Here is a 13,953-nt window from a genome sequence, read left to right as displayed (position 1 = left end):
TTGCAAAAGCACTGCGAGATTCTCGCGCTTCCGATCGATCGCAGGCGCCGCCGAAGCGCGCCCACTTGCCCCTTTGAAGCAAACCCCATCGCCAAACAGCCATGTAATTTATTAAGAAATTTTACGAAACTTATGTTGCACCACGGAACCGTTTCGATTTATGCTCGCCAAAAGCGGTAGTTAAGGCGGATTGAGCGCCCGACCGCATAAAGGGGAGATACTCATGCGGCGACTTTTCAACATTCGGATCCTGCGCACGACGCTCGCGGCATCGACCATGCTGGCGACGCCCGCGTTCGCACAGGTTGCGCCAACCGTCCCTGCGCCGGCACCGGTTGCGCCTGCGACAACCGCCCCTGCTGCGGAAGCGCCCCCCGTTGAAACGGCAGCACCCGCCCCGGATGCCGCACCGGCCCCCGTCCAGAGCGACATCGTCGTTACCGGATCGCGCATCACCTCGTCGGGCTTCTCGGCACCGACGCCGACGCAGGTCCTGAGCTACGACGCAATCACCAAGAACGCGCAGCCGAACATTTTCCAGACCGTGCAGCAGTTGCCTTCGCTGCAGGGCAGCACCGGTTCGTCGGTCGGGTCGAACGGCACGTCGACCGGCGTCCAGGGCCTCAGCACGCTCAGCTTGCGCGGCCTGCAACCGATCCGCACGCTGACGCTGCTTGACGGCCAGCGCGTTGTCGGTGCGAACGTGACCGGCGTCGCGGACGTCAGCCTGTTCCCGCAGTTGCTGATCGAGCGCGTCGACGTGGTGACCGGCGGTGCGTCGGCTTCCTACGGCTCGGATGCGGTCGGCGGTGTCGTCAACTTCATCACCAACACCAAGTTCCAGGGTTTCCGCGCGAACATCCAGTCGGGCATCAGCACCTACGGCGACGACGCCAATTACACGGCGCAAGCCGCGTTCGGTAAGGCGTTCCTCAACGATCGGCTGCACGTCATCGGCAGCGGTGAATATAGCCAGGAAGACGGGATCGGATCGGCCGGGTTCGGCGTCGGCAACGACCCGAACGGCAGCGGCCCTGGTGGGCGCACGTGGATGATCTCGCGCAATCTGATCAACCGCGGCATCACCAACGACGGTCTGCCGCAATATCTCGACCGCAGCTTCACCCAGTCCAACCAGAGCAGTCTGTACGGCCTGATCACCGCTGGCCCGCTGCAGGGCACCGCGTTCGATTACAACGGCAATCCGTTCCCGTTCCAATATGGCTCGAACGGTGTTCCGGCGCGGGATGCGTCGGGCGCGGTCATCGGGTGCTTCAACGGCGTTTGCGAAGGCGGCGACCGGTCGGGCAACGTCACCAATGGCAACAGCCTGAAATCGTCGCTCCAGCGGCTCAACGGCTATGGCCGGGTCGGCTTCGATATCGACCCAGACAACGAGATCTATGCCACCGCCAACATCGCGCGGGTCCGCTCGAGCAACACGCCAAACCCGGGTTCGGCGCAGTTCGGCAACCTGACGATGCAGTGCTCAAACCCGTATGTACCGGCATCGGTCCAGGCGGCTTGCGCCGCCAACGGGATCACGAGCTTCCGCTACGGCGTCGACAACGCGCTGTTCCCGGATTTCATCGACGTCGATACCGAGCGCAAGCAGTATCGCTTCGTCGCCGGCGCCAAGGGCAAGGTCAACGTGTTCGGCACGGCATGGCGCTATGACGGCTATTACGAGCATGGCCTCGAACTGACCGACATCAACGTCAGCAACATCCCGTTGATGCCGCGGTATAATGCGGCGATCCAGGCGGTGCGGCAGCCGGACGGTACGATCACCTGCGCGAACTCGGCGGCGGTCGCGAGTGGGTGTCAGCCGATCAGCATCTTCGGTGGCCAGACGCCGAGCGCCGCGGCGCTCGCTTATGTCTTGCCGGAAAACGGACCCTATCAGCACACGCGCCAGACGCAGGACGTGGCGAGCTTCTCGGTCAGCGGTGAGCCGTTCAGTCTGCCCGCAGGGCCGCTGGCGATCGCATTCGGCGGCGAATATCGTCACGAATTCTACCAGGTGAACGCCGATCCGTACGGTAATGGCAACGTTACCAGCGCGAATACCGCCGATTATCCCGTGGACCCGCTGCTCAACACCAACGGCGGCAACTGGTATGCGGGCAATTACCGCAACGGTACGGGCGCCTATAGCGTGTACGAAGGGTTCCTCGAACTTAACGCCCCGCTGTTCAACTCCGACGCGATCGGCAAGGCGAACCTCAACGTCGCTGGCCGTGGCACGCATTACAGCACGTCGGGCACGGTCTATACGTGGAAGGTCGGTGGTACCTGGGATACGCCGCTCGACGGTATCCGCCTGCGTGCCGTCACCTCGCGGGACATTCGCGCGCCGAACCTGAGCGAGCTGTTCGCGGCCCCCGTCACCAGCAACCGCACCGGCACGATCGATCCGTTCACCAACACGTCGCTGACCGTGTTGCAGACGACCACCGGCAACCCCAATCTGCGTCCGGAAATCGCGCGCAACACCGAGGCGGGCATCGTCCTGTCGCGGCCGAGCTGGGCACCGGGCCTCAACATCTCGTTCGATTACTATCGGATCAAGATCAACAGCGCGATCTCGGCGCTGGATGCGCAGCAGCAGATCAACCTGTGCTTCTCGGGCGTCCAGTTCACCTGCGGCAGCTTTGACCTGAGCAACGTGAACAGCGCGTTCGTCACGGTCCAGCCGTTCAACTTCGCGTCGATCTTCACCGACGGGTTCGACATAGAAGCGAGCTACCAGACCAACCTCGATGGCGTCGGTCTGCCCGGCAAGCTCGCGCTGCGGTCGTTCGCGACGCATATCAAGAACTACATCTCGGATCGCGGCCTGCCCAACACCATCCCGGTGCAGGGTGCGGGCGTGAACATCGGCGGCAATGCGACGCCGAAATGGAAGGTTCTCGCCGGACAGGATTACAGCCTCGGCAACCTGACCGTTACGGCGCAGGAGCGGTGGATCAGCGCTGGGGTGATCTCGAACGAGTTCATCGTCTGCCAGACCAACTGCCCGGTCTCGACCGTCAATAACCCGACGGTCGATCACAACCGGATCGCCGGTGCGTTGTACGTCGATTTCGGTGCCGCATATAAGTTCACCAAGGCGGTGCAGGGCTACATCAAGATCGACAATGCGTTCAACAAGGACGCAGCGAACGTTCCGGCCGATATCACGACGCCGAGCCTGTACGACGTCTCCGGGCGCGTCTTCCGGGTCGGTATGCGCGCCAACTTCTAAGCGCATGGAGCCGGCGTGCCATGTGGCGTGACCGGCTCCACCTTATCCTGCACTATTTCGGGGAACGCTGATGCTGCCATTCCTGCTGATGGCCGCCGATGTGCCACCCGCCTCCGAGACCATCGATCGCGCGATCGCCACGATGACGCTCGAGGAGAAAGCCGCCCAACTCGGCAGCAGCGCGCCCGCGCTGCCCAAGGCGGGTTTGCCCGGATATGATTACTGGAGCGAGGGGCTTCACGGCTTCGCGCGCGACGGGATCGCGACCGTCTTCCCCCAGGCGATCGGGCTTGCCGCGACCTGGGACATCGGCCTGCTGCATCAGGTCGGCGACGTCGTGTCGACCGAGGCCCGCGCGAAATACAATGCGAAGCCGAAGGGCAGCGATCGGCGTCGCTTCTCGGGGCTCCATATCTGGTCGCCCAACGTCAACATCTTCCGTGATCCGCGCTGGGGGCGGGGGCAGGAGACCTATGGCGAGGATCCGTATCTGACCGGCACGCTCGGCGTCGCGTTCGTGCAGGGAATCCAGGGGCCGGACCCCGACCACCCCAAGGCGATCGCCACCCCCAAACATTATGCCGCGCATTCAGGCCCCGAAGCTGGGCGCAACAGTTTCGATGCGGACGTGTCGCCGCGCGACATGGCGGAAACCTATACCCCCGCCTTCCGCCGCACGGTGATCGAGGGCGGTGCACGGTCGATCATGTGCGCGTATAATTCGCTGCACGGCACGCCGGCCTGCGCTTCGGAAGCGTTGCTCAACGACCGTGCTCGCGGTGACTGGAATTTCCGCGGGATGGTCGTGTCGGACTGCGATGCGGTCGGCTACATCACCACCTTCCATTATTACAAGCCCGACCTGCCCGGCGCCGCCGCCGCGGCACTCTCGGCGGGCACCGATCTCGATTGCGGGCCGAGCTACGATGCGCTGCCCGCCGCGGTCCGCCAGGGCCTCGTTCCCGAAGCCACCGTCGATGCCGCCTTGCACCGTGTGCTGGCGTCGCGCGCGGCCCTCGGGATCGCATTTGGGCAACGCAGTCCGTGGGATCGGATCAAGCCGTCGCAGGTCGATACGAAGGCGCACCGCGCGCTGGCACAGACCGCGGCGGAAAAGTCGCTGGTGCTGCTCACCAACAAGGACCGGCTTCCGCTCAAGCCCGGTCTCAAAATCGCGGTGATCGGGCCGAACGCGGACTCGCTCGATGTGCTCGAGGCGAATTATCATGGCACCGCCGCGGCCCCGGTCACCCCGCTGGAGGGGATCCGCACGCGCTTCGGTGCGGCGCAGGTCCGCTATGCGCAGGGTAGCGGCCTTGCCGAAGGGGTGCCGTTGCCGGTGCCCGAGACCGCTTTGTCGGCAGGGGGCAAGCCTGGGCTAAGGGGCGAATATTTCCGAACCAGCGCGATGACCGGAATGGCCTCGGTCACCCGGCAGGACCGCAAGATCGACTTCGACTGGGACCGTGCGCCGCCAGCGCCAGGGTTGGCGGAAAAGGGCTATGGGGTCCGCTGGACCGGGCAGCTCACGCCGCCCGCGCCGGGACGCTATCGCCTGCGGCTGGACGTCGCGCGCTGTTTCGATTGCGACGGGCATGATCCGGTGCAGTTGTGGTTCGACGACAAGGCGATCATCACCGACTCCGGTGACGACAGTGCGGTCGAGGCGAGCGTCGACCTCGATGATGCGAAGCCGCACGCGATCCGCATCGAATATCGCCATGTCAGCGAAGACGGCGGCATTGGGTTGCGCTGGGTCGCGCCCGATGCGGCGCAACGCGAGGAAGCACTGGCCGTCGCGCGCGCGGCAGACGTGGTGGTGGTGTTCGCAGGGCTGTCCCCGACACTGGAGGGCGAGGCGTTGCGGCTCGACGTCCCCGGGTTCATCGGCGGCGATCGCACCGCGATCGAACTTCCCCAGCCGCAACGTGCGCTGCTGGAAACGCTTGCGACCGCCGGGAAACCGCTGGTCGTGGTGCAGATGACCGGCTCGGCGATTGCCGATGCCTGGAGCAAGCAGAATGCCGACGCGGTGGTCGCGGCCTGGTATCCCGGCCAGTCGGGCGGGACGGCGATCGCGCGGATGCTGGCGGGGGATATCAATCCCGGTGGGCGGCTGCCGGTGACGGTCTATGCGCAGACGCGCGATATGCCTGCGTACATCGACTATAGCATGAAGAACCGGACCTACCGCTTCTTTACCGGCACGCCGCTGTACCCGTTCGGCCATGGACTCAGCTACACGCGGTTTGCGTATGATGCGGTCTCGCCTGCGACGACGAGCGTCGTGGCGGGACAGCCGTTGGTGGTCACGGTCGGGGTCCGCAATGTCGGTAAGGTCGCGGGCGACGAGGTCGTGCAGGCCTATCTCGCGCCGACCGCACCGCAGGAACAGGGCCGCACCACGCCCGTGCTGCAGCGGCAACTTGTCGGGTTCAGCCGGACCACGCTGCGCGCCGGCGAACGGCTTACGGTTGCGCTCACGATCGAGCCCCGCAGCCTCAGCCTGGTCGAGCGTGACGGAACGCGCGCGATCGTTCCCGGGCATTACCGGCTGTTCGTGGCAGGCGGGCAACCGGGTGACGCCGAGGCAGCGGTTGGGGGCGTGTGGACCGACGTGACGATCACGGGCGACCGCGTCGTCCTGCCGAAATGACGATCACCCAATTTGAACGAAAGACCCCGCACATGCGCAAAGTCACGAGCTACGCCGCGCTGTTGCTGACCGGTGCCGCGGTGGCGCAGGTTTCGGCGCAACAGGTCGATTGGCCATCGACGCGCATCGCGCATCCCAAGCAGTCGGTCATCGGGCCGTACAATGCCGTATTCCTGTCAGGATCGGACGGGATCGAGCGTCCGGCGCAGGGCTATGCCGCGGGCGAAACGATGCCTGCGATGCCGCAATGGACGCTTCGTGCCTGGATCAAGCCTTCGGCAATACCAACCGGCCTCGTGCCCGTTGCCGCGATCGGCAAGCCCGGCAGTGCAACCGCGCGCACTTTCGCGCTGGAGGATGGCCGGCCCCGGTTCACGTTGGCGGGCAAGACGGTCAAGGCCGGTGGCGCGATCACCCCGGATCGCTGGCACCTGCTCGTCGCAACCGGTGATGGCGCAACCGTGCGGTTCTATGTCGACGGACGTGCGGCGGGGACGATGCAGGCGGAGGCCGCACCCCCCGCCGCCATCGTCGCGATTGGGCCGCGGCTGGCCGGGTTGCCCGGTTTTGCGGGGCGGATCGCTGGCGTGACGCTCGAACCGAAAATGCTGTCGGCGTCGCAGATCGCGGCGCTTGGCAAGACCGCGCCGGACGAAGCGTTGACCCGGTTCGAGGACGCGAGCCCGTCCTGGCCGTTGCAGGTCAAGACGCAATATGGGCTGACCACGCCGCAACCGACGTGGGAATTGCCGACGAGCAAGGCGCCGTTCCCGCAGCCGCGCGCCAAGCCGGTGTCGACCGTGCCTGCGCTGCAACCGACGCGCGAAGGCCATTATGCGGTCAATGCGTGGCGGCTGATCGATGCGCCCGCGGTTCAGGCGGGCGGTGCGACGATCTCGCAGCCCGGGTTCGATGCGGCGCGCTGGCATGCGGCGACGGTTCCGGGGACGGTGCTGACGACGCTGGTCGATCGCGGGGTTTATCCCGATCCGACGATCGGGCTCAACAACATGGCGATCCCGGAAAGCCTGTCGCGGCAAGCCTATTGGTATCGCACCGAATTCACGCTTCCGGAGACGCCTGCGAAACAGCTGACGCTGACCTTTGACGGGATCAACTACGCCGCGCAGGTGTGGGTCAACGGCAGTCCGGTCGGCGACGTGAAGGGTGCGTTCATCCGCGGAACGTTCGACGTGACCGAGCGGCTGCGGCCGGGCCGGCGCAACAGCGTCGCGGTGCTGATTTCGCCGCCGCCGCATCCCGGGATCGCGCACGAACAGTCGCTTGCGGGCGGACGCGGCGACAATGGCGGCGCATTGATGAGCGATGGCCCGACCTTCGGCGCGAGCGAGGGGTGGGACTGGATCCCGGGCGTGCGCGACCGCAACATGGGGTTGTGGCAAGGCGTCGACCTGGCGGCGACGGGGATCGTGACGATCGGCGATCCGGCGGTCTCGACGCGCCTGCCGCGCCCCGACAATTCGGTCGCGGACGTCTCGATCGACGTCCCCGTCACCAACCATGGCAGCGCGCCGATCACAGCCATGGTGCGCGCCGCCTTCGACGACGTCGCGGTGGAACAGAGCGTCACGCTGCCGGCGGGTGCGACGCAGGTCGTCCGCTTCACGCCAGCCAGTTTCCCGCAACTCGCGGTGCAGAAGCCGAAATTGTGGTGGCCCAACGGCTATGGCGACCCTGCGCTGCACACGCTCAACCTGACGGTGGCGAGCGATCAGGCGGTATCGGACCGTCGCAGTCTCGATTTCGGGATGCGCAGCGTGACCTACGAACTGTCGTCGCTCGATACCGCGGGTGCGCTGCGCCGCGTGCTGGTCGACAGCGCGCTGGCACACGATCTGGGCAAGCCCGTCATCGATGAACGCCATCCTGCGCTGCGCAAGGTGCGCGGCGGCTGGGCGAATTCGTTGATGCCGGGGGCGGAGACGTCGCCTGCGGTGCAAAGCCTGCCCGAGGACCCGTTGTCGCCGCAGATGGTGCTCCGCGTCAACGGCGTGCGGATCGCGGCGCGCGGCGGCAATTGGGGGATGGACGACATGATGAAGCGTGTCGGCACCGACCGGCTCGCGCCCTATTTCCGGCTCCACCGCGAGGCGGGGATGAACATCATCCGCAACTGGATGGGGCAAAGCACCGAAGAGGCGTTCTACGCGCTCGCCGATCGCAACGGATTGATGGTGCTCAACGATTTTTGGGAATCGACGCAGGACAATGACGCCGAGGCGCAGGACGTGCCGTTGTTCGTCGCTAATGCGCGCGATGTCGTGCGGCGGTATCGCACGCACCCCTCGATCGTGCTGTGGTTCGGGCGCAACGAAGGCGTGCCGCAGCCGGTGCTCCAGACCGCGTTGCAGGACATGGTGTGGCAGGAAGACGGCACGCGGATCTACAAGGGCAATTCGCGCGTGATCAATCTCGGTGGGTCGGGGCCGTATGAATGGCATCCGCCCGAGGATTATTTCACCAGCTATCCTCACGGCTTCGCGATCGAAGTCGGCACGTCGAGTTTTCCGACGCTCGAATCCTGGCAGCGCACGGTGCCCGCGGCGGATCGATGGCCGATCAGCGATACGTGGGTCTATCATGACTGGCATCAGGAGCGCGGTGTCTCGATGACGAGCTTCATGAAGGCGTTGGAGACCGAGTTCGGCGCACCGCGCGATCTCGCCGATTTCGAGCGCAAGGCGCAGATGCTCAACTACGAATCGTATCGGGCGATCTTCGAGGGGTTCACCGCAGGGCTGTGGACCACCAACAGCGCGCGGATGCTATGGATGACGCACCCGGCGTGGCCGTCGAGCGATTTCCAGATCTACTCCTCGGATTACGACACCCACGCGGCCTTCTACGGGACCAAGAAGGGGGCGGAACCGGTCCACGTCCAGATGAACCAGCCCGACCGGACGGTGGTGATGGCGAACACGACGCAGGCGATGCTGCGCGGCGTGACGGTCCGCGCGCGCGTGACCGATCTGGCGGGGACGCTCGTTACGACGCGCGAGCAGACCGTCGACGTCCCCGCGAACCAGACCGTTTCGACCTTCCAACTCGCGCTCGATCCGGCGCTGGCCAAGGGGCCGGTGCTGGTGCGGGTGGAGGCGATCGGTGCCGACGGCGGGCGGTTGTCTGAAAATTTCTACTGGCAGGCGGCAAAGCCTGCGGACCTGCGGGCGATGGAAGCGATGCCCAAGGTAGCCCTCAAGGCCGATGCACAGGCGGGGAGCGCTGCGAATGGGGAGCGGACCGTCACGGTTGCGCTGTTCAATCCGAGCAAGACACCTGCGCTCCAGGCCAAGCTGACGCTGTTCGATGAGAAGGGGGTGCAGGTTCTGCCGGCCTATTTCAGCGACAATTACGTATCGTTGCTACCGGGCGAATCGCGCACGGTGACGGTGCGCTATCCGGGCAATCGTGGTGTCGCCACGGTGCGGCTGCGCGGGTGGAACGTGGTGGAAGCAAGCGTGAGGGGCACGCGGTAGTACGGTCCCCTTCAGACCACCAGCGACAGGGTAAGCGTCAGCGTCAGCCCGATGACCGAGATCAGCGTCTCGCACACCGTCCAGCTGCGGATCGTGTCGGCGACGCTGAGCCCGAAATATTCTTTCACCAGCCAGAAGCCGCCGTCGTTGACGTGGCTCAGGATCACCGATCCCGCGCCCGTCGCGAGGACGAGCAATTCGGGGCGGATGCCAGGATTGGCGGCGGCAAGCGGCGCGATGATACCGGCGGCGGTGGCCATCGATACCGTCGCCGATCCCGTCGCCACGCGCATCAGGGCGGCAATCACCCAGGCGAGCAGGACGATCGGCAGATGCACGCTAGTCGCTGCGGCGACGATCGCGTTCGACACGCCGCTGTCGATCAGCACCCGTCCGAACCCCGCGCCGACGCCGACCACCAGCGTGATCATCGCGGTGGGCGCGAGGCAGTCGTTGGTAAATTTCTGGATCGTCCCGAGGTTCATCCCGCGCGCGAGGCCAAGCGTCCAATAGCTCACCAGCACTGCGGCGAGCAGCGCGACCACGGGGGTTCCGATGAAGCGCAAGATGCCATCAAGGGTCGATCCCGGCACCGCCACTGCGGTTGCCAGGCTGCCAGCCATCATCAGCACGACCGGAAGCAGCAAGGTCGCGAGCGTTATCCCGAAGCCGGGGAGGACCCGGTCGTCATGTTCGTCCGCAACCGGGACAGGCGCGATCGGCAGGGGTGCCAGCCGTGGGACGATTAGCCGTCCGTAAAGCGGTCCGGCGATCGCCGCCGTCGGGATTCCCACGATCAAAGCGTACAACACGGTCAGGCCGACATCGGCGTTATACGCCTGCGTCGCGAGCAAAGCCGCAGGATGCGGCGGGACCATCGCGTGGACCACCGAGAGCCCAGCCGCCATCGGCAGCCCCATCCGCATCGGATGCTGCCCGAGCCGCCGCGCGAGCGTGAAGACGATCGGCACGAGCAGGACGAACCCGACTTCGAAGAACACAGGCAGGCCGACTATTAGCGCGACCGTCATCATCGCCCAGTCGGCGCGGGCTGGCCCGAAGAAACCGATGACGGTATCCGCGATCCGCTCGGCACCGCCCGACTCGACCATCATCTTGCCGAGGATGGTGCCGAGCCCGACGACGAGCGCGATATGGCCGAGCGCGCCGCCGACCCCCGCCTCGAAACTTTTGACGATCCCGCCGAGCGGGATCCCGACGACAAGCGCCAGTCCGAGCGAGACGAGGGTAAGCGCGATGAACGGGCTCAGCCGAACCCGGACAATCAGCACGATGAGCAGGGCGACCGCGACCCCCGCCTCGATCAGGAGCAGGCCGCCCGGCGCCATCTTAGGGCTTCTTCCAGGCGATGCAGTCGACTTCAACCTTGCAGTCGACGACCATCTGCGAAACGACGCATGCGCGCGCCGGTGGGTTCGCCCCGAAATATTCCTTGAACACGCGATTGAACGACATGAAGTCGCGCGCGTCGTCGATCCACACGCCGCAACGGACAACATGTTCGGGGCCGTAGCCGGCTTCTTCCAGGATCTTCAGGACGTTGCGGATCGCCTGATGCGTCTGCGGGATGATCCCGCCGTCAATCACTTCGCCATCGACCATCGGGACCTGGCCCGACACGTAGAGCCAGCCATCGGCCTGCACCGCGCGCGCGAACGGGAGATGCTGGCCACCGGTGCCGCTGCCGCCTTCGACGCCGTAGCGCTTGAGTTCGTCGGTCATGTCTTCAAAGTCCTTTGGTGGTGGGATGGGTTGGACGCCGCAGCATCCGGCCGCCGCGTGCGCCGGTCGGGCCCGCAAGCGTCAGGGTCGCGATGCCGTTGACCCACACGCCGACGATCCCGGCGGCGGGAACGGTCGGATCGTCGTAGGTGGCGCGGTCGCCGATTTGCCCGGGATCGAACAGTACGAGATCCGCCGCCAACCCCTCGCGCACATAACCGCGGTCGCTCAGGCCGAAGCGGTCGGCGGGAAGGCCGGTCATCTTGCGGATCGCGGTTGCCATCGAGAACAATCCGCGGTCGCGCGCGTAATGGCCGATCACGCGGGGAAAGCTGCCCCACAAGCGAGGATGCGGGCGCGGATCGCACGGCAGGCCGTCCGAACCGACCATCGTCAGATCGTGCGCGAGGATCCGGTCGACATCGCTGTCGGTCATGCAATGGTAGACGGCGCCCGCCGGTTGCAGCCGCTCGGCGGCCGTCCGCAGATCGGTGCCCCAGTCCGCCGCGATGTCGGCGAGCATCCGCCCGGCTTGCGCGGGCTGCGCCTCGGACCAGGTGATCTTGATCGGGGTTTCGGGGACGACCTGCTTCAGGTCGAGCGTCGAGGAACTGGCGGTATACGGGTAGCAGTCACACCCGACCGGCTGCGCCAACGCGGCCGTCTCCAGCATCGCGAGGATTTCGTCGCTGCGACCATATTGCGGCGCGCCCGCGCATTTGAGATGCGAGACGACCACCTGTGCGGCGGCATGGCGGCCGATCGCGAACGCCTCGTCGAGCGCGGCGACGATCTCGCCCGCTTCGCTCCGCAAGTGCGTGCAATACAGTGCATTGGTGTCGCGCAGCGCCTCTGCGAGCGTCATCACCTCTTCGGTCGATGCCGCGTTGGCGTTGGCATAAGCGAGTCCCGTGGAAAACCCGAACGCGCCGGCATCGAGCGCGGTCGTCAGATCGGCGCGCATCGCCGTGCGCTCAGCTCCCGTCGCATCGCGGTCGAGCGCGTCCATATGCCGCGCGCGCAGCGCGGTATGTCCCACCAGCGCGACCACATTGGTCGCCGGGCCTGCGCGATCCACCGCCTGGGCATAAGCGGCAAAGTCGTCGTACCGGAATGCGTCCGCACCACCCAACAGCACGAGCGGATCGGGGAGATCACCGTGCGCCGTGACGTTCAAGCCGCCGCTGATGCCGCAATTGCCGACGACGACGGTGGTCACGCCTTGCGTCACCTTGGCGGTCATGGCGGGCGCGGCGATTACTGCGAAATCGTCATGGGTGTGCGCATCGACGAAGCCCGGCGCGAGCACCAGCCCGCGTCCATCGATGGAATCGGTCGGGGGATGGCTGGCGGCCGGGCGGATGCTCGCGATGATATCGTCGCGAATTTCGACATCCGCTTCATAGGCGGGGGTGCCGGTACCGTCGTACACGCTCACCCCGGCGATGATCGTCCGTGTCATTCCACTATCCCCGACGCTTCCGGTCACAACGGCGTTGTCACCTTGGCGGGTAATAATGTAAACAATTTTCTTTAACGAGGAGCAGGCGCGTGGACGATCAGAAGCTGGAGCTTCACAAGGGGATAGGCGTCGTGGACGCAGACCCGTGGAACCTGCTGCGGGGCGATGTCAGCTTCCCGGCGGCCGTGCTCAACGAGCGGCGGATGCAGCATAATCTCGACTGGATGCGGTCGTTCATCCACGCCTATGGCGTCTCGTTCGCGCCGCACGGCAAGACGACGATGGCCCCCAAGCTGTTCCAGCGGCAGATCGCGCACGGCGCGTGGGGCATCACGGTCGCCACGAGCCAGCAGGCACAGGTCGCCGCCGCGCACGGAGTCCGTCGGATCCTGATCGCGAACCAGATCGTCGGAAAGGCGAATGTCGCGGCGGTCGTCGGTCTGCTGGCGATCCCCGACCAGCACGTGATCTGCATCGTTGATTCCGCAGCGGGCGTGGCGTTGCTGGGCGAGGGATGCCGCGCGGCGGGCGTGGTGCTCGATGTGCTGATCGAACTGGCGCCGGAGCCCGATCAGCCCGGGTATCGTGCCGGAGTTCGCGATGAAGCGGGGCTTGCGGAGGTTCTCGCCGCGCTGGATGAATGGCGCGATCATCTGCGGCTCGGCGGCGTGGAATTCTACGAGGGCGTGCTTCCCGACGAAGCGCATGTCCGGCGGTTCGTCCGCCGCGCGGTCGAGGTGACGAAGCGGCTGATCGCGGACGATCGGATCGACCGGACGCCTGCGATCCTGTCGGGCGCGGGTTCCGCCTGGTATGACATCGTTGCCGACGAAACCGCGTCGATGGCGAAGGCGGGTGAGGTCGAGGTCGTGCTGCGCCCGGGCTGCTACATCAGCCATGACGACGGACTGTACCGGGTCGCGCAGGAAGCGATCCTCAAGCGCAACGCCGTCGCCCCGACGTTCGGCGAGGCGTTGTTGCCCGCGCTGCGGATCTGGGCGGTGGTGCAGTCGATCCCCGATCCGACGCGCGCGATCATCGCGATGGGCAAGCGCGACGTGGCGTTCGATGCCGGGCTGCCGCGCCCGGCGACGCTGTTCCGCCCCGACCGCGACGATCGTCCCGCCGAGGCACCCGTCCATTGGGAAGTCACCGGTCTGATGGACCAGCACGCGTATCTGACGATCGCGCCGGGCGACGACATCGCGGTCGGCGACGTGATCGCGTTCGACATCTCGCACCCATGCCTGACCTTCGACAAATGGCGCAAAATTCTCGTGGTCGATGACGATTTCACGGTGCTCGACGTTGTGGAGACATTCTTCTGAAGGCGGGCGGGGGGCGACCC

At 65.9% G+C, this 13,953-nt stretch carries 7 protein-coding genes; 4 read left to right on the top strand and 3 right to left on the bottom strand.

The window, feature by feature from the left end:
- Window positions 1-223: 223 nt before the first annotated feature.
- The 3 genes from AC3WJR_RS13785 to AC3WJR_RS13775 all read left to right on the top strand — a co-directional run bounded on the left by AC3WJR_RS13785 (window position 224) and on the right by AC3WJR_RS13775 (window position 9,400).
- On the top strand, window positions 224-3,247 hold the full coding sequence (locus AC3WJR_RS13785; RefSeq protein WP_492725546.1) for a TonB-dependent receptor plug domain-containing protein: 3,024 nt from the start codon (window positions 224-226) through the stop codon (window positions 3,245-3,247).
- Window positions 3,248-3,317: 70 nt separating this feature from the next.
- Window positions 3,318-5,903 carry a glycoside hydrolase family 3 C-terminal domain-containing protein gene (locus AC3WJR_RS13780; RefSeq protein WP_492725545.1) on the top strand — a complete coding sequence of 862 codons (2,586 nt, stop codon included), beginning with the start codon at window positions 3,318-3,320 and terminating at the stop codon, window positions 5,901-5,903.
- A 32-nt stretch (window positions 5,904-5,935) separates the two neighbouring features.
- The gene (locus AC3WJR_RS13775; protein ID WP_492725544.1) at window positions 5,936-9,400 is read left to right on the top strand and encodes a glycosyl hydrolase 2 galactose-binding domain-containing protein; all 3,465 of its coding nucleotides are present in this window, start codon (window positions 5,936-5,938) and stop codon (window positions 9,398-9,400) included.
- 11 nt (window positions 9,401-9,411) lie between these two features.
- Here AC3WJR_RS13775 and AC3WJR_RS13770 read toward each other — a convergent pair whose 3' ends face one another.
- Genes AC3WJR_RS13770 through AC3WJR_RS13760 form a run of 3 tightly spaced genes read right to left on the bottom strand, consistent with a single transcriptional unit; the run spans window position 9,412 to window position 12,605 of the window.
- The gene (locus tag AC3WJR_RS13770) at window positions 9,412-10,749 is read right to left on the bottom strand and encodes a GntT/GntP/DsdX family permease (protein ID WP_492725543.1); all 1,338 of its coding nucleotides are present in this window, start codon (window positions 10,747-10,749) and stop codon (window positions 9,412-9,414) included.
- A 1-nt stretch (window position 10,750) separates the two neighbouring features.
- On the bottom strand, window positions 10,751-11,143 hold the full coding sequence (locus tag AC3WJR_RS13765; protein WP_333996803.1) for a RidA family protein: 393 nt from the start codon (window positions 11,141-11,143) through the stop codon (window positions 10,751-10,753).
- 4 nt (window positions 11,144-11,147) lie between these two features.
- Window positions 11,148-12,605, bottom strand: a complete 1,458-nt coding sequence (locus tag AC3WJR_RS13760; RefSeq protein ID WP_492725542.1) for an N-acyl-D-amino-acid deacylase family protein — start codon at window positions 12,603-12,605, stop codon at window positions 11,148-11,150.
- An 89-nt stretch (window positions 12,606-12,694) separates the two neighbouring features.
- On the opposite strand from AC3WJR_RS13760, the gene AC3WJR_RS13755 reads away from it, so the two are divergent.
- Window positions 12,695-13,933, top strand: a complete 1,239-nt coding sequence (locus AC3WJR_RS13755; protein ID WP_492725541.1) for an amino acid deaminase — start codon at window positions 12,695-12,697, stop codon at window positions 13,931-13,933.
- The last annotated feature ends 20 nt before the right edge of the window (window positions 13,934-13,953 follow it).

This window comes from Sphingomonas sp. FW306-05-A, from assembly GCF_058782275.1.
Note: the sequence above shows the minus strand (reverse complement) of the source record. Positions and strands in the feature narration are given on the sequence as shown.

What these genes read in the sequence shown, in the direction of transcription:
- AC3WJR_RS13765 (WP_333996803.1), bottom strand. Translation starts at nt 11,143, where the DNA reads ATGACCGACGAACTCAAGCGCTACGGCGTCGAAGGCGGCAGCGGCACC.
- AC3WJR_RS13775 (WP_492725544.1), top strand. Translation starts at nt 5,936, where the DNA reads ATGCGCAAAGTCACGAGCTACGCCGCGCTGTTGCTGACCGGTGCCGCG.
- AC3WJR_RS13780 (WP_492725545.1), top strand. Translation starts at nt 3,318, where the DNA reads ATGCTGCCATTCCTGCTGATGGCCGCCGATGTGCCACCCGCCTCCGAG.
- AC3WJR_RS13760 (WP_492725542.1), bottom strand. Translation starts at nt 12,605, where the DNA reads ATGACACGGACGATCATCGCCGGGGTGAGCGTGTACGACGGTACCGGC.
- AC3WJR_RS13770 (WP_492725543.1), bottom strand. Translation starts at nt 10,749, where the DNA reads ATGGCGCCGGGCGGCCTGCTCCTGATCGAGGCGGGGGTCGCGGTCGCC.
- AC3WJR_RS13785 (WP_492725546.1), top strand. Translation starts at nt 224, where the DNA reads ATGCGGCGACTTTTCAACATTCGGATCCTGCGCACGACGCTCGCGGCA.